At 72.0% G+C, this 16,615-nt stretch carries 10 protein-coding genes, 1 pseudogene and 1 riboswitch; of the genes and pseudogenes, 2 read left to right on the top strand and 9 right to left on the bottom strand.

What is annotated here, in order from left to right; all coding sequences use genetic code 11:
* Positions 1-31: 31 nt before the first annotated feature.
* The 3 genes and pseudogenes from fdhF to ACGFR9_RS08560 form a co-directional block, all read right to left on the bottom strand.
* Positions 32-2,713: a formate dehydrogenase subunit alpha gene (gene fdhF, locus ACGFR9_RS08570; protein ID WP_393204254.1), complete on the bottom strand. Its 2,682-nt coding sequence runs from the start codon at positions 2,711-2,713 to the stop codon at positions 32-34.
* Complete coding sequence (locus ACGFR9_RS08565; protein ID WP_393204252.1) at positions 2,710-4,395, bottom strand: NAD(P)H-dependent oxidoreductase subunit E; 1,686 nt, start codon at positions 4,393-4,395, stop codon at positions 2,710-2,712. The genes fdhF and ACGFR9_RS08565 overlap by 4 nt, the downstream gene beginning before the upstream one ends.
* A gap of 120 nt (positions 4,396-4,515) precedes the next feature.
* Positions 4,516-4,842: pseudogene (locus ACGFR9_RS08560) on the bottom strand (universal stress protein); the annotation flags it as partial.
* A 494-nt stretch (positions 4,843-5,336) separates the two neighbouring features.
* On the opposite strand from ACGFR9_RS08560, the gene ppdK reads away from it, so the two are divergent.
* Positions 5,337-8,021 (top strand): pyruvate, phosphate dikinase, encoded by a 2,685-nt coding sequence (gene ppdK, locus ACGFR9_RS08555; RefSeq protein ID WP_393204250.1) that lies wholly within the window; start codon positions 5,337-5,339, stop codon positions 8,019-8,021.
* 151 nt (positions 8,022-8,172) lie between these two features.
* Here the strand turns inward: ppdK and ACGFR9_RS08550 are convergent, their stop codons facing one another.
* The 4 genes from ACGFR9_RS08550 to ACGFR9_RS08535 form a co-directional block, all read right to left on the bottom strand.
* Positions 8,173-8,784: a dihydrofolate reductase family protein gene (locus ACGFR9_RS08550; RefSeq protein ID WP_393204248.1), complete on the bottom strand. Its 612-nt coding sequence runs from the start codon at positions 8,782-8,784 to the stop codon at positions 8,173-8,175.
* A gap of 240 nt (positions 8,785-9,024) precedes the next feature.
* A complete protein-coding gene (locus tag ACGFR9_RS08545) occupies positions 9,025-9,672 on the bottom strand; it encodes a sigma-70 family RNA polymerase sigma factor (RefSeq protein WP_393204246.1) in 648 nt (215 codons plus the stop codon).
* Positions 9,673-9,864: 192 nt separating this feature from the next.
* Entirely contained in the window at positions 9,865-10,560 is a 696-nt protein-coding gene (locus ACGFR9_RS08540) for a hypothetical protein (RefSeq protein WP_393204244.1), read from the bottom strand.
* 282 nt (positions 10,561-10,842) lie between these two features.
* Positions 10,843-11,484: a superoxide dismutase gene (locus tag ACGFR9_RS08535; RefSeq protein ID WP_393204242.1), complete on the bottom strand. Its 642-nt coding sequence runs from the start codon at positions 11,482-11,484 to the stop codon at positions 10,843-10,845.
* A 187-nt stretch (positions 11,485-11,671) separates the two neighbouring features.
* A riboswitch (cobalamin riboswitch) is annotated at positions 11,672-11,894 on the top strand.
* 167 nt (positions 11,895-12,061) lie between these two features.
* Between ACGFR9_RS08535 and metE the strand changes: the two genes are divergently transcribed.
* Positions 12,062-14,380 (top strand): 5-methyltetrahydropteroyltriglutamate--homocysteine S-methyltransferase, encoded by a 2,319-nt coding sequence (metE, locus tag ACGFR9_RS08530; protein ID WP_393204240.1) that lies wholly within the window; start codon positions 12,062-12,064, stop codon positions 14,378-14,380.
* A 299-nt stretch (positions 14,381-14,679) separates the two neighbouring features.
* Here the strand turns inward: metE and ACGFR9_RS08525 are convergent, their stop codons facing one another.
* On the bottom strand, positions 14,680-15,288 hold the full coding sequence (locus ACGFR9_RS08525; RefSeq protein WP_393204238.1) for a hypothetical protein: 609 nt from the start codon (positions 15,286-15,288) through the stop codon (positions 14,680-14,682).
* 348 nt (positions 15,289-15,636) lie between these two features.
* Positions 15,637-16,608 carry a pirin family protein gene (locus ACGFR9_RS08520; protein ID WP_393204236.1) on the bottom strand — a complete coding sequence of 324 codons (972 nt, stop codon included), beginning with the start codon at positions 16,606-16,608 and terminating at the stop codon, positions 15,637-15,639.
* Positions 16,609-16,615: the final 7 nt, after the last annotated feature.

The raw sequence follows: 16,615 nt of genomic DNA, 5'->3' as shown, positions 1-16,615 counted from the left end.
GGAGCCCCGGCACGCCCGCCGTCCTTCCCCGTCACGAGGTGATCACGCGGACCGCCGTGACCTTGTACTCGGGGCAGGAGGTGAGGGTGTCCGCATGGCCGGAGGTGAGGCGGTTGACCCCGCTCGCCGGGAAGTGGAAGGAACAGAAGACCTGGCCGGGCGGGGTCTGTCCGCCGACACGGGCGATGAGCCGTGCCGTGCCGTGCCGGCTCTCCAGCGTGACCGGCTCGCCGTCGTGTACGGCGTACCGGTGGGCGTCGCCGGGGTGGAGGTCGAGGAAGTCGACGGGGTCGAGGGCGAGGTTCGCGCCGCGCCGGGTCATGCTGCCGGAGTTGTAGTGCGCCCAGCGTCGTCCGGTGACCAGGACGAGCGGGTAGTCGTCGTCGGGGTGTTCACCCGGCGGGAGGTAGGGCGGCGCGGCGAGGTGGGCGCGGCCGTCGGCGGTGGCGAACCGGTCCTCGTAGAGCTTCGCCTCGCCGGGGCGGCCGGGATCCCGGCAGGGCCACGGGACGGCGCCTTCCCGGTCCAGCCGGTCGTGGGACATTCCGGCGAAGACGGGGGCGAGGCGGCCGCACTCGGCCAGGGCGGCGGCCGGTGTGGGGCAGCCGAGGTCGGCGCCCAGGGCCGACGCGACGGCGTGCACGACGTCGAAGTCGCTGCGCGCCTCTCCCGGCGGGGACACGGCGGGGCGGACCCGCTGGAAGCGGCGGTCGAAGTTGACGAAGGTGCCGTCCTTCTCCAGCCAGGACGCGACGGGCAGCACCACGTCGGCACGGCGGGCGGTCTCGGACAGGAACAGTTCGCTGCACACCACGAGGTGGCACGCTTCCAGGGCCGCGGTCACCCGATTGGCGTCCGGGTCGGTTGCGCACACGTCCTCCCCGATGACCCACAGCGCCCGCAGCTCCCCCGCCCGCGCGGCGGCGAACATGTCCGGGATGCGCAGACCGGGCCGCTCGGGCACCGGGACCCCCCACACCGCCTCGGCGCCGGCCCGCGCCGCCGGATCGAGCACCCTGCCGTAGCCGGGCAGGAGGTCGGGGAGCGCGCCCATGTCGGAGGCGCCCTGGACGTTGTTCTGACCGCGCAGGGGGTTGACCCCGTACCCGCGGTCGGTGCCGACGGCGCCGCGCAGAATAGCCAGGTTGGCCAGGGACCGCACCCCGTCGGTGCCGTGCAGATGCTCGGTGACCCCCAGGCCGTAGACGATCGCGGGGCGGTGAGCCTCGCCGTACAGCCGGGCTGCGGCGATCAGGTCGGTGGCGGGCACCCCGGTGATGTCCGCGACCCGGTCCGGCGGGTAGTCGGCCAGCAGCTCGGTGAGCCGGTCCAGTCCGGTGGCCCGCTCGCGCAGGAACGCCTCGTCGGTGAGCCCTTCGGCGAGCAGGACATGGGCAAGTCCGTGGGAGAGGGCCACGTTGGTGCCGGGGCGGGGCCGCAGGTGCACGTCGGCGTGCGCGGCGAGGCCCACGGCGCGCGGATCGGCGACCACCAGCCGGGCCCCTCGCAGCACGCTTCGCAGCAGCCGTGCCCCGACCACCGGATGGGCCTCGACGGGGTTGGCCCCCACTACCAGCAGGCAGTCGGACCGTTCGACGTCGTCGAAGGCGTCGGTGCCGCCGGACAGGCCGAAGGAGGCGGTCAGGCCGGCCGCGGACGGGGAGTGGCACAGGCGGGAGCAGTTGTCGACGTTGTTGGTGCCGATGACGGTCCGCAGGAACTTCTGGATCAGATAGTTCTCCTCGTTGGTGGCACGGGCCGAGGAGATCACCCCCACGGCGTCCGGACCGCCGTCGGCGACGGCCGCGCGCAGGCCGCGTGCCATGTGGCCGAGGGCCTCGTCCCAGCCGACGGGCTCCAAGCGGCCGGCGCGCCTCAGCAGGGGCCGGGTGAGGCGTTCGGGGGAGGTCAGGTAGCCATGGGCGAAGCGGCCCTTGACGCAGGCGTGGCCCTGGTTGACCGGGCCGTCGCGGGCCGGCAGTACGGCCGTGACCTCGCCGCCCGTGGTGACGACGTCCAGGGTGCAGCCGACACCGCAGTATCCGCAGGTCGTGCGGGTCGCGGTCGGCCGGTGGGCGGAGGTGAGCCCGCGCGCGGGGCCGGGTTGGGCGAGCGCGCCGGTGGGGCAGGTGTCGACGCAGCCTCCGCACGCCACGCAGTCGGACTCGGCCCAGGGCCCGCCGGTGCCGGGTGCGACCACGGTGTCGGCGCCCCGGCCGGCCAGGGTCAGGGCGAAGGTCCCCTGCACCTCGGCGCACATGCGCACACACCGCCCGCAGGCGATGCACAGGTCCCGGTCCAGGTGGACGTAGGGGTGGGAGTCGTCCCCGCCCCGGCCTCCGGCGCCCTGCGCCGTGTCGGCGCCGATGCCCGATGACCGGCAGAGTTCGGCAAGTTCGCCGGGGTTGCCGTCGGCGAGGGCACGGGGCGGCAGGGCCGAGACGATGACCTCCACCGCCTCCCGGCGCAGCCGCCGGAGCTCATCGGTGCCGGTCTCGATGTGTACACCGGGGCCGACCGGGGTCACACAGGCCGCCACGGTCCGTCCGTCGGCGCTCACGAGGCAGGTACGGCAGGACCCTGCCGGGGAGATCCGGTCGTCGGAGCACAGCGACGGCAGATCGGTCCCGGCCGCCCGCACCGCCGCGAGCAGGGACGCCCCCTCGGGCACGGTGACGCCCGCGCCGTCGACGCGGATCTCGACTCCGGTCATGGTTCCCATCCCGCCAGTCGGTCGCCGTAGACGCGGGCGAGGCTGTGCACGGCGGGTGGAATGCGCCGCCCGAAGGCGCACAGGCTCGCCTCGGCCAGGACATGCGCGAGCCGCTTCCACTCGTCACCGGGTCCGGTGCCGGCGTCGGCCAGTTCCAGGCCGCGGCGCCAGCCCACCCGGCAGGGGGAGCACGCGCCGCAGCTCTCCGCCTCGGCGAACTCCCACACGTGCCGGAGCACATCCCGCGGCGTCACGTACTGGTCGAAGGCGACCAGTCCGGCATGGCCGAGTGCGGCACCTCGGGCCGCCAGGCCGGCCGTGCTGAGCGGCGCGTCGAGTGCCCCGGGGGCGAGGAAACCGCCCAAGGGGCCGCCCACCTGGAGGGCGGTCAGCTCGCTGCCGTCCTTCAGGCCACCGCCGAGTTCGGTGACGACGCGCCGCAGCGAGGTGCCCAGCTCGACCTCGTGTGCTCCCGGCCGGGCGAACCGCTCGGAGAGGCAGACCAGTTTCGTGCCGGTCTCCTCCGGCGTTCCGCGCCGGGCGTAGGCGTCGCCGCCCCGGGCCACGATCCAGGGGACGGCCGCGAGGGTCTCCACGTTGTTCACCACGGTCGGCGCGTCCCACAGTCCTCGCGCGGTCGGGTACGGCGGGCGCGGCCGGGCGCAGCCCCGGTCCCCTTCCAGACTGGCGATCAGCGCGGTCTCCTCGCCGGCCACGTACGATCCGGCGCCCTCGGCCACCTCGATGTGCAGGGCGGTGTCCGTGCCGTGCACGGAGGGGCCGAAGTGCCCCTCCGCACGGGCTTCCGCGGCCGCTTCCCGCATGCGTGCCAGCGCCTGCGGATACTCCGAGCGGACCAGTACCACCGCCCGGCGGGCGCCGCAGGCGAAGCAGGCCAGCGCCAGGCCCTCCAGCACCCGCCGCGGGTCGGCCTCCATCAGCAGCCGGTCGGCGTACGATCCAGGGTCCCCCTCGTCGCCGTTGGCCACCACCACGGTGCCGGGCGCCCGGCCGGCCGCCCCCCACTTCGCCGCCACCCGGAAACCCGCTCCCCCGCGTCCGCGCAGCCCGGAGGCGGCCACCTCCCGCCGGACCCGGTCGGGGTCGCCCGCCGTCACGATCTCCGGCCACACCTGCCACGCCGGTTCACCGGCGACCACACCTGCCAGCAGGGCGGGGTCGCCGGTGTCGTCGGCCGCCGGGATCCGTGGAGCGGACGGTGGCTCGCGCCCCGCCAACTGCTCGGCGAGCGCGGGCCCCGTGCAGGGTGTGGCCCCGTCGAGCGCGGCGGGGCCGGCGTAGCAGTATCCCAGGCAGCGGACGGCCTGCAGCGAGGTCTCCCCGTCCGATGAGGCGGTGCCGGCAGTGACACCCAGTTCCCGCTCCACCCGGGTGACGTGCCGTCCTGCCTGCGCGGCGAAGCACGCCGTCGCCGAGCAGATCCGCACATGGCGGCGGCCGTGGGGGGAGACGAGGTCCGCGTAGTAGGCGGCGGGTCCGAGTGCGGCGGCCGAGGGGAGACCCAGACCGGCGGCGACGCCCGGAGCCCAGTTCCCCGGGCCGGCCGCCGTTTCCTCCCTGGCGTGGGCCAAACGCTCGACCAGCCGTTCACCGGCTCTCCCGCGCCGCTCCGAAAGGGCGCGGAAAGCGTCGAAACGGCCGGTGGAGCGCTTGACAGCCATGTCTTCATCGTGGCGGCAGTGGTACGACACCACAATCCGGGCCGTGGTCCGATCGCGTCCGTACCGCGCGGCCGGGCCGGCCCGTACCAGGGCCCGGGGCCTCATCGCGGGTGCCGCCGGTCAGGCGTCGCCGTCGTGGTGCGGCACCACGACGACGGGGCAGGCGGAGTGGTGCGGCTGTCCGTGGGCGACGTGGCCGAGCTGAAGCGAGAGGTGTCCGTCCCGGCGTCGTGCCCCGACGACAAGCAGGTCGGTCCGGTGCGAGGCGCCCAGGAGGACCCGGCGGGCGTACCCCTCGGCGGTGCGCCGGTACACCCGCAGGTCCGACGGGACGTCCCGCAGCGCCGTCTCAAGTTCCTCGGCCGCACGCTCCTAGTGCAGGCGGGCAAGCTCACCGGTCATCAGCGGATGGTCGACGGACTCGCGCGCGGGGGACCGCCAGGCCCGTCCATGATGATGGGCCCTTGGGCCTCCCCCGAGGGGCCGGCCGGCACCTGCCGCCGCGCCGGCGCGGGACGGACGCTGGTACCGCAGGGCATCGACGGCAGGCAGGGGGCATCCCATGAAGGCCGCGCTCGTCCGGCCGTCCGCCGGACCACTGGTGACCGGGGACCGACCGGACCCGGAACCCGGACCGGGCCGGGCAGGTGTTCGGGCCGTGCCACAACGGCATTCACGCCGCACACAGCGACCGACGGGTCCGGCCCGCCCCGCCGTTCGCGCCGGGTCACGCGAGTGCCGGCACCGTCGATGCCCCGGAAGGCGGGGGCGACCCTGCCGCACGCCGCCGGACGTACCCGGGTGGTCTACGGGACCTGCCCGCCGGAGAGCGTCGGGCGGTCCGTCGCCGGGATCCTGGACGGGGGGATCGAGGCCCGCGCCGTCTGCGGGAGGTTGCCCCGTCTCAGCCGACCCGAACACAGCCGGAGAAGGGTTCCGTCATGACCCGTTATGTGTACGCGTTCACCGAGGGCGGCCGGGACATGGCCGGACTCCTCGGCGGCAAGGGCGCCAACCTCGCCGAGATGACCCGTCTGGGCCTGCCGGTGCCGCCCGGGTTCACCGTCACCACCGAGGCGTGCCGCGCGTTCCTGGCCACCGGCGGTGAGCCGGCCGGCCTCGCGCGCGAGATCTCCGATCACCTGAAACGGCTGGAGCGCGCCTCCGGGCGGCGGCTCGGGCAGCCGGACGACCCGCTGCTGCTGTCGGTCCGCTCCGGGGCCCGTTTCTCCATGCCCGGCATGATGGAGACGATCCTCGACGTCGGGCTCCACGACGACTCGGTACTGGGGCTGGCGAAGTCGTCGGGGAACGAGCGCTTCGCCTGGGACTCCTACCGCCGGCTCGTGCAGATGTTCGGCAGCACGGTCATGGGGGTCGACGGCGCACTGTTCGAGGAGACCATGACGGGCCTGAAGCGGGACCGCGGCGCGGCCGACGATCTGGGGCTGGGCGCGGCGGATCTGGCCGGGCTCGTCGAAGCGTACAAGGAGCTGATCCGCCGGGAGACGGGCGAGTCGTTCCCGCAGTCCCCGGCCGAGCAGCTGCGGCGGGCGGTGCTGGCCGTCTTCCGGTCCTGGAACATGGAGCGGGCCCGCGTCTACCGCCGCCGTGAGCACATCCCCGACGACCTCGGCACCGCGGTCAACGTGCAGACGATGGTCTTCGGCAATCTCGGCCCCGGCTCCGGCAGCGGCGTCGCCTTCACCCGCGACCCCTCCACCGGCCGCAGCGGCCTGTACGGCGACTATCTGCCCGACGCGCAGGGCGAGGACGTCGTCGCGGGCATCCGCGACACCGTGCCGCTGGAGGAACTGGGCCGGCTGCACCCGGAGGCGTTCGACGAACTGTGCGCGCACATGGCCAGGCTGGAGAGCCACTACCGGGACCTGTGCGACATCGAGTTCACCGTCGAGCGGGGCAGGTTGTGGATGCTGCAGACCCGGGTGGGCAAACGCACCGCCGAGGCCGCGTTCACCCTTGCCGCCGAACTGGCCGGCGAGGGGCTCATCAGCGCCGACGAGGGGCTGGCGCGGGTGAGCGGGGACGGGCTGGCCCGGCTGATGTTCCCCCGCTTCGACACCTCCGCGATGGGCGCCCCGCTCGCGCACGGCATCCCAGCCTCGCCCGGAGCCGCAGTCGGCGCCGCGGTGTTCGGCTCGGCGGAGGCCGTACGGCGGGCCGCCGCCGGGGAGAAGGTCGTCCTGGTGCGCGAGGAGACCACGCCCGACGACCTGCCCGGCATGATCGCGGCGCAGGCCGTGCTCACCGGCCGCGGCGGCAAGACCAGCCACGCGGCCGTCGTCGCCCGCGGGATGGGCAAGGTGTGCGTGTGCGGCGCCGAGACGATCACCGTCGACGTACGCGGACGGCGTTTCACCGTGGGGGACACGGTCGTCGAGGAGGGCACGGTCCTCTCGGTGGACGGTTCCGAGGGCACCGTCCACGCCGGTGCGGCTCCCCTGGTCGACTCCGCCGTGATGCGGTACTTCGAGACCGGCGAGCACGCGGACGGGCTGGTGGACGCCGTGGCCCGCGCCATGGAACACGCCGACGGGGCACGCCGACTGGGGGTGCGCGCGAACGCGGACACGCCCGAGGACGCCGCCCGCGCCCGCCGTTTCGGGGCCGAGGGGATCGGTCTGTGCCGTACGGAGCACATGTTCCTCGGCGACCGCCGGCAGCTGGTCGAGGCGATGATCCTGGCCGGAACCGACGCCGAACGCGAACGCGCCCTGGACGCGCTGCTGCCGCTGCAGCGGCGGGACTTCGCCGGGATCCTGGAGGCGATGGACGGCCTCCCGGTCACCATCCGCCTCCTCGACCCGCCACTGCACGAGTTCCTGCCCGACCGCACCGAACTCGCCGTACGGCTCGCCGCAGCCGAGGCCCGGGGCACCCCGCCGACCCCGCACGACGCCGAACTCCTCGACGCCGTCAACCGGATGCACGAGGAGAACCCGATGCTGGGCCTGCGCGGAGTACGCCTGGGCCTGGTGGCGCCGGGACTGGTCGCCATGCAGGTAAGGGCGATCGCCGAGGCCGTCGTGGAGCGCACGCGGACAGGCGGGGACCCGCGGGCGGAGATCATGGTGCCGCTGATCGACACCGTGGAGGAACTGCGGCTGGTGCGCGAGGAGGTGGAGCAGGTCCTCGCCGGCGTCTCCGCGGAGTCCGGCGTCTCCGTGACCTGCCCGGTCGGCACGATGATCGAGCTGCCCAGGGCGGCCCTCACCGCGGACAGCATCGCCCGGGAGGCGCGGTTCTTCTCCTTCGGCACCAACGACCTGACCCAGACCACCTGGGGCTTCTCGCGGGACGACGTGGAGGCGGCGTTCTTCTCCGCCTATCTCGACAAGGGCATCTTCAAGGTGTCCCCGTTCGAGACGATCGACCGGGACGGCGTGGGGCGCCTGGTCGAGATCGCGGTCGCCGAGGGCCGGGCCGCACGGCCGGGACTGAAGATCGGCGTCTGCGGTGAGCACGGCGGCGACCCCGACTCGGTGCACTTCTTCCACGCCGCCGGCCTGGACTACGTCTCCTGCTCCCCGTTCCGCGTCCCGGTGGCCCGCCTGGAGGCGGGCCGGGCGGCACTGCCCGGCACCGACGGCAGCGACAGCCGGTGACAGGCCGTCCGGCCCCGCCGTCGCCGTGAACCTGCTGGTCACCGACGGACTCAAGGCGCTCGCCGACTACGCGGCCCTCAACCGGGAGCGGGTCGACCACCTCGTCAAGCAGGCCTCGGCCGCCCCCTGGACCGGCACACCCGGCTGCGGCTCAGCCGGCGTCGCGTTTGCGGTAGCGGATATGAGTGGTCAGCGGTGAGTGGAGCACCTCGACGGGATCGAAATCGAAGGTCTCGACGCCTTCGAACAGGCGCTCACCACCGCCGAGCAGGACGGGCGCGATGTCAAGGACGAGTTCGTCGATCACGCCGGCGTTGAGTGCCTGTCGAACCGTCGAGGCGCCACCGGCGATGTCCACACCTGAACCGTCGGCGGCTTCGAGAGCCTGCGCGTAAGCGGCGTCGAAGCCTTCGGTGACGAAGTGGAAGGTGGTCCCCCCTTCCATCCGGATCGGTTCGTGGGCGTAGCGAGTGAGTACGAAGACCGGGGCGTGGTAGGGGGGCTCGGGGCCCCACCATCCGTCCCACACCTCGTTCCACTCGCCTCGGACGGGCCCGAACATGTTCCGGCCCATGACGTAGGCGCCACGCGGGCGCATCAGCCAGCTGCCGGCCGTCCTGTCGGCCTCGGTCGCGCGCGGGTCGCCGATATGCCAGCCGTGCAACTCCTGTCCGCGCTTGCCCAGCGGATCGTCCCGGCTCTGCTCGGGTCCGGCGACGAAGCCGTCGAGCGAGATCGACATGTGGCAGGTGGTGTCGGTCATCAGCTTCTCTCTCAAAGCACCGGGTGCGGGTTGTCGTGAGGTCACCGGACCCCACGACACACAGACTGTCAGAGGCCACCGAACTCATCGCGGCAGCGCGAAGCCGGGCAGGGTCTGCGCCGTCCGTCGGCTCTCCACCGGACCGGGGCCGGGGATGCCCGCACCGGACCGGGGCCGGGACCGGGGCCGGGAACGAGTCCCGCGCGGCCCGGTCCCGGGGCTCCCGGCGGCCGGCCCGAGTCATCGGTCAGTCCGGCGCCCCACCAGGTCGGCTCGTTCCGCGTCGCGTAGTGACCGCGTCAGCGCTGCACGGGCCCGGGCGACCCGGGAGCGGACCGTACCGATCGGGCAGCCGCTGAGCTCGGCCGCCTCCGCGTAGGGAAGGCCGACGAGTTGGGTGAGGACGAACGCCTCGCGGCGTTCGGCGGGCAGCGCGTCGAGCAGTTCGGCGAGAGCGATGCCGTCCTCGAAGCCGGGCAGACCGCGCTCCTGGACCCGTTCGGCGGCGGCCTGCCAGTCGTCGGTGTCGGCGAGACGCGGCCGGGCGGACGCGTACCGGTAACTGTCGATCACCGCACGGCGGGCGATGGACAGCAGCCAGACACGGGCGGAGGAGCGGCCCTCGAAACGGTGCAGGCTGCCCAGGGCCCGCAGGAAGGTGTCCTGCGCCAGGTCGTCGGCGGTGTCGGGGTCGGCGCCGAGATACCCGACGAAGCGCCGGACGTCTCTTTCAAGGGCACGAACGAACTTCTCGACGGCTTCCGGGTCACCACCGCGGGCGGTGAGCGCCCAGGCCGTTATCAACTCGTCGGCACAGTCGCGTTCCTCGGGTGTTCTCGTGGAGTGCGGAGTTCCGTCGCACGCGGCAGGAAGAGCGGGACTGATCACCTGGTGTCCTTCTCGGGGTCCGGAAGGCCCGGCACGCGGGCATCCGGAGACCGGACCGGGCGGCTCGAGGCACACGGCGGATCCGGTGGGGGCAGGGGGTGGCGGGAGTACGCCTGTACTGCGGCGCACTCCCGGTGCCCGGAGCCGTCCCGGGCCTGCGAGGCCCGGGACGGCGTCGGGAATCCGGCTGTCTCAGAGGACAGCGGTTCCCGCGGGTGGACCCCGAGTGATGATCGCGTGCACCAGGAGCAGCCGGCGCGGACCGCGGGCCGTGCGGCCACGGCGCAGGACGGTGCGCGGGCGGCGCGGAGGTGCGGGGAGGGCGAGGAGCAGCCGCAAGGGGGCGGCCAGCCGTCCGGCGACGGCCCGCAGGATGCGGAAGGCCGCGCGTTCGCCGTGCGCGAGCCACAGTCCGCTCAGCAGCGCGGCCAGCACGTGGGCGGCGAGCATGCCCGGGGAGGACATCTCGCCACCCATGACGTGACCGATTCCCGTCGCCTGGTCCAGGGCACCCGACGCGTGCGTGGCGAATCCGTCATGGGTCATGGAGTGCATGGCATGACCGGTGTGGGCCGTGGACGCCATGTGATGCGTGGAAGGTGTGCCACGCGCCGTGCCGCTCACGGACATCGACAGTGCCTGCGCGTAGGAGAACCACTCGTGCAGGGCCGACTGGGCGGCCACCACGACGGAGGAGACGAGAAGGAGCCCGCGTTCCCGGCCGGCCAGGCACCATGCCGTCCCGCCACACGCCACCGCTGCGACGGCGAGGGCCCACCAGGGGACGGAGGCGTCCGACATCATGACGTGCCCCAGGGCGGCGAGCAGCACGCAGACGGCCGCGAACACCGCGGCCCGTGTCGTGCGGAGACACCACCCAGCGCCCATTGCGGCTCATCCTTGCATTTCCGGCGCACCGTCCTGAGCGAGTACGAGAAGTTCCCGGACCCATGACTCACTCCGCTCCCGGTGATTCATGTCACGCCAATCCCCGGGAACTGCGGGAGAGTTGCACTCGACTGCCTCCCCAGGAGGTGCGTCTGTGACGGGCCCCGGACACGGCGGAAGGGCCTTCGGCCGAGTCGTCCCGGCCGAAGGCCCTCCCTTGTGCCGCCTGCCGGTGAAGGTTGAGAAGACGATCACGAGCAGGACGTCATACGGACCCCGCGGTCAGGGGTTCAGCAGCAGCACGTCGGCGCGGGCCTTTGCGGCCTCGTAGCGTTTCGCCACGTCCTGCCAGTTGACGACCGCCCACATGGCGTCGATGAAGTCGACCTTCTGGTTCTTGTACTGCAGGTAGAAGGCGTGCTCCCAGGCGTCGAAGACCAGGATCGGCACCGAACCCTGACCGACGTTGCCCTGGTGGTCGTAGACCTGCTCGACGATCAGCCGGCCGCTCAGCGGCTCGTGGGCGAGGACGCCCCAGCCCGAACCCTGTGTGGTGGCGGCGGCCTTGGTCAGCTGAGCCTTGAATCCGGCGAAGGAACCGAACGACTCGGCGATCGCGTCGGCGAGGTCGCCCACACCGTCGGCGGCCAGGGGCTCGCCACCGCCGTCACCGGTCATGTTGTGCCAGTAGATCGAGTGCAGGATGTGGCCGGAGAGGTGAAAGGCCAGGTTCTTCTCCAGGCCGTTGACCGAGGCCCACTGCTCCTTGTCCCGTGCCTCGGCGAGCTGCTCCAGCGTGTCGTTGGCGCCCTTGACGTACGCCGCGTGGTGCTTGTCGTGGTGCAGCTCGATGATCTGCGGGTTGATGACCGGCTCGAGCTCCGAGTAGTCGTACGGAAGCTCCGGGAGCGTGTACACCGCCATGTCCAACATCCTCCGACGTTATTGCAACTGATGTGCAGTTGCACGCTAGCAGCAGTAGCGGTGATCATTGATCAGGCGCTGGTCCCAGCACGGTGTCGCCCGGCCCCCGCTCGCCGTACTGCGCACAACACGCTCACCCGGCTTCCGGATGCCGGATCGTGCTCTTCCTTTCGCGGTGCCGCCCCGTAAGCTGACCGCAGCAGCTGGTTCACCCCGTCCGCCAGGCGGGGAGTCGCAAGAGGGAACCCGGTGGGAATCCGGGACTGCCCCGCAGCGGTGAGCGGGAACGACCGCCGTCATGAGCACTGGGTCCGACGTACCGGGCCCGGGAAGCGACGGCCAGTAGGTGTCCTCCGGCAAGGAGAACGTGCCCACGAGTCCGAAAACCTGCCAACTGCCCGCGCGCGGACCGTTCCGCGCGCGGACATCCCGGTGACCTCGAGGGCGGGTCGGCGTACACACCGGACGGAACGACCGTGCCTGTGCCGCACGGGCCGTGGCCGTCTGGTTCGTCACGCCCTTCGCGTTCTCGTCCCATCCCGGGATCTCAGGGATTCATCTCGCGAAGGAGATCTCCGTGACACCGAAGTCCACAGCCGCGGCAGCACGGGCCACCGTGTACGGCTACCCCCGCCAGGGTCGGAACCGGGAACTGAAGAAGGCGATCGAGGGCTACTGGAAGGGCCGCGTCACGGCCGACGCCCTCCGGGCGACCGCCGCCGAACTGCGGCGGGGCAACTGGCGACAGCTCGGCGACGCCGGCATCCACGAGGTGCCGACCGGCGACTTCTCGTACTACGACCATGTCCTCGACACCACCGTCATGGTCGGCGCGATTCCCGAGCGCCACCGCGCCACCGTCACCGCCGACCCTCTCGACGGCTACTTCGCCATGGCCCGTGGTACCCAGGAGGTCGCTCCGCTGGAGATGACCAAGTGGTTCGACACCAACTACCACTACCTCGTGCCCGAGCTCGGTCCCGGCACCGTCTTCACGGCCGACTCCGGCAAACAGGTCGCCGAGCTGAAGGAAGCCCTCGCGCAGAGGCTCACCGCACGGCCCGTACTGGTCGGGCCCGTCACGTACCTCCTGCTCGCCAAGCCCGCCCCGGGCGTGGCCGCGGACTTCGAACCGCTGACTCTGCTGGACCGGCTTCTGCCGGTGTACGCCGAGGTGCTCGCCGACCTGCGCGCGGCCGGCGCCGAGTGGGTCCAGCTCGACGAGCCCGCGCTGGTGCAGGACCGTACCCCGGCCGAACTCAACGCCGCCGAGCGCGCCTACCGTGCCCTCGGCACCCTCACCGACCGGCCGAAGGTCCTGATCGCCTCCTACTTCGACCGGCTGGGCGACGCCCTGCCGGTGCTGGCCAAGGCCCCGGTCGAGGGCCTCGCGCTCGACTTCACCGAGACCGCCGCGGCCAACCTGGACGCGCTGGCGGCCGCCGGCGGACTGCCCGGCAAGCGCCTGGTCGCCGGGGTCGTCAACGGCCGCAACATCTGGATCAACGACCTGCGGAAGTCGCTGTCGACGCTCGGCATCCTCCTCGGGCTCGCCGACCGTGTCGACGTGGCCGCCTCCTGCTCTCTCCTGCACGTCCCGCTGGACACGAACGCCGAGCGGGACATCGACCCGCAGATCCTGCGCTGGCTGGCCTTCTCGAAGCAGAAGACCGCCGAGATCGTCACCCTCGCCAAGGGCCTCGCCCGGGGAACCCACAGTGTCTCCGGTGAACTCGCCGCCAACCGCGCCGACCTGGTGTCCAGGGCTGGATCACCGATCACGCGTGACCGCGCCGTACGCGCCCGCACCGAAGCCGTGACGGACGCGGACACTCGCCGCTCCCAGCCGTACGACGAACGCTCCGCGGCCCAACGGGCCCGCCTCCGGCTGCCCCTGCTGCCGACCACGACCATCGGCTCCTTCCCGCAGACCGGCGAACTGCGCGCCGCCCGCGCCGACCTGCGCGCCGGCCGTATCGACACCGCCGGCTACGAGGAGCGCATCAGGGCGGAGATCCAGGAGGTCATCTCCTTCCAGGAGAAGACCGGAATCGACGTCCTGGTGCACGGCGAGCCCGAACGCAACGACATGGTCCAGTACTTCGCCGAGCAGCTCACCGGTTGTCTCGCCACGCAGCACGGCTGGGTCCAGTCCTACGGCACCCGCTACGTGCGCCCGCCGATCCTGGCCGGCGACATCTCCCGCCCCGAGCCGATGACCGTGCGCTGGACCACGTACGCGCAGTCCCTCACCGGCCGCCCGGTCAAGGGCATGCTCACCGGGCCGGTCACCATGCTCGCCTGGTCCTTCGTACGCGACGACCAACCGCTCGGCGACACCGCCCGGCAGGTCGCGCTCGCCCTGCGTGACGAGGTGCACGACCTGGAGGCCGCGGGCACTTCGGTCATCCAGGTGGACGAACCCGCCCTCCGGGAGGCCCTGCCGCTGCGTGCCGCCGACCGGGCGGGATACCTGGTGTGGGCGACCGAGGCGTTCCGGCTCACCACCGCCGGCGTCCGCCCGGACACACAGATCCACACCCACATGTGCTACGCCGAGTTCGGCGACATCGTCCGGGCCATCGACGACCTCGACGCCGACGTCATCAGCCTGGAGGCCGCCCGCTCGCACATGCAGGTCGCCCGCGAACTCGCCGCCCACGGCTACCCGCGTGAGGCCGGACCGGGTGTGTACGACATCCACTCCCCACGCGTCCCCAGCGCCGACGAGACCGCGGGCCTCCTGCGGACCGGCCTCGAGGCGATCCCCGCCGAGCGGCTCTGGGTCAACCCCGACTGCGGTCTGAAGACCCGCGCCTGGCCGGAGACCCGAGCCTCCCTGGAGAAGCTGGTCGCCGCCGCGCGCGCCGTCCGAGGCGAACTGTCCGGCTCCTGACCGAAGAAGGCAGTGGGCCGGGACGCCGCATGCGTCCCGGCCCCTTCCAGCACCGGAGTCCCTGCGGCCGGCCGTGAACGGCGCGAGGACATCGCCTCCGGCCGTCGTAGGACTGGCGCGGAACAACCTCAGGATCTCATCTCGGCCGGGCGGGCCGACTCGGGAGGTCATCGAGTGGAACGGCGCTTCGGCGTTCGCGAGTTACTGCCCTACGGTTCCTTGACCCGCTCAGGGGTCGGCCGGGTCCGGCGCATGTATTCCCGGCGTTCTCTCGGGCCGAGACGAGAGGTGACGCCGTCTCAGATGGTCGGGGTGTCGTCGACAACCGGCCTGTGAACCTCGACGACCGGCTTCCACCCCGCGGAGAATTCGATGAAGTCCGCACGGGTGGGGTAGGTGTCGATCGCGCGCCGGTCACGCTTGGGGCTGTCGCCCCCCTTGCGCCCCCGGGGAATCTGCTCCTCGAAGATGTCGACCTTCACGTCGGGAACCTCCTTGAGGCCCTGGCGCCAGATCTGCACGACGTCGGCGCCGAACGCCTGCCGGGCCGCGGCGTACAGGGCCGTGAGGGCCCCCTTGTCCCCACCGGGGACGAAGAGTGCCAGGTCCAGCACGACACCGGCGGACTGGAGAACCTCGATGGTCACCGAGCCGTTCTCGTCGGCCAAGTAGATTCCTGCATCATTCTCGTCGTCGGGAAGGCAGGACACCTCTTCCTGGAATACGGTCCTCGCCGTGATCGAGCCGCCTTCGAAATCCCCGCCGGACGCGGTCAGAAAAGCAGGGACATAGCAGTCGGGAAGCTTGAGTTCTGCCGTGTCGGCGGAAACGAATATCCTGTCTTTCACGCCGAGCTTCGTCACCTCCTCCAGCGAAAGGCGGCGAGCGGCGATCTTCTCCTTGTTCACGATTTCCCTCTCAGGTTGCACTATCCCTCCGAGCGAGGACGCTATCACGAAACCATGAGGTCAACTGCCCAGTAATCCTTGGGTAAATGGCCTCCGATGACCTGCACAGGAGGATATCGAAGCGAGTGCCGGTCGGCGTTAGCACGCATCCGCCGGGTAGTGTCCCTCGTCATGGCGCGGGAGATCAACTGGCGGTTGCATTTCAGCGCATTGGGTAGCACCGGGGAACCAAGAGAGAGTTTACGGCAGATATCACCCATAGCCGCCTTCGGAGGCGGCGAGGTAAAGCGGCACCCGACTCGTGGTCCTACTCCCCGCGTCTTCGTTCACGAAGCGTGTTTCCTCGGGTCAGCGCATCCTTCTCCGCGGCTTCAGTGGAACGTTCGGCAGCTCGGGCGCGGGCAGCGGGGCACCGTCGTAGCCGTGGACCTCACCGAAGCGGGTTCCGTTCATCCAGTCCTCGCGGGCCTGGACGATGTCGTCGTGGGTGCGGCCGATGAAGTTCCACCACATGACGATCTCCTCCGGGAACGGCGGGCCGCCCAGGAGGAGCAGGCGGGACGGGTCCGTCGCACGGTTGGCCAGGGTGAGGGTGGTGCGGCCGGGGGGTGTGCAGCCGAGTTCCGCCGGTCGCAGGGGTGTGCCGGCGAGGAGGATGTCGCCGGTGTCGACCAGGACTCCGTGTTCGAAGGCGGGGTCCACGGCCAGGGTCACGGCGGCGCCCGGGTCCAGGGTGATCTCGGCGCCGAGCAGCGGGGTGAAGGTGGGCACCGGTGAGGTGTCACCGGCCAGGGTGCCCAGGAAGACGCGTGCCTCGCCGCCGTCCAGCGGGACCGGGGCGGGGACGTGGTGCTGGAAGTCCCTGGGGGCGTCGCGGTGTTCGCCGGGCAGTGCCACCCACAGCTGCGCGCCGTGCAGGACCGTGGTGTTCCGGGTGGAGACCTCGGAGTGGCTGATGCCGTGTCCGCCCGTCATGAGGTTGAGTTCGCCCGGGCGGACGAAGGCATGGCTGCCGAGGCTGTCACGGTGTTCGATCTCGCCGCTGAACAGCCAGCTCACCGTCTGCAGTCCGGTGTGCGGATGCGGTGGTACGACCATGCCGCCGGAGTCGGTGACGTCGTCGGGGCCGTAGTGGTCGGCGAAGCACCAGGCGCCGATCAGGCTCCGTGCCCGCTGGGGCAGGGTCCGCCGTACCCGCATGGCCCGGGGCCCGCCGAGGGGTACGTCCCTGGGGGTGAGGATCTCGACGCCCGGCGGGGGCGGCCCGTCGACGTCCGCGCCGCAGACCTTCTCCACCGGGTGCGTCTCCGTGTTGCTCATGACCTGC

Source organism: Streptomyces sp. NPDC048584 (genome assembly GCF_043199595.1).
GTDB lineage: Bacteria > Actinomycetota > Actinomycetes > Streptomycetales > Streptomycetaceae > Streptomyces > Streptomyces edwardsiae.
This window is presented reverse-complemented; position numbering and strand designations above follow the sequence as displayed.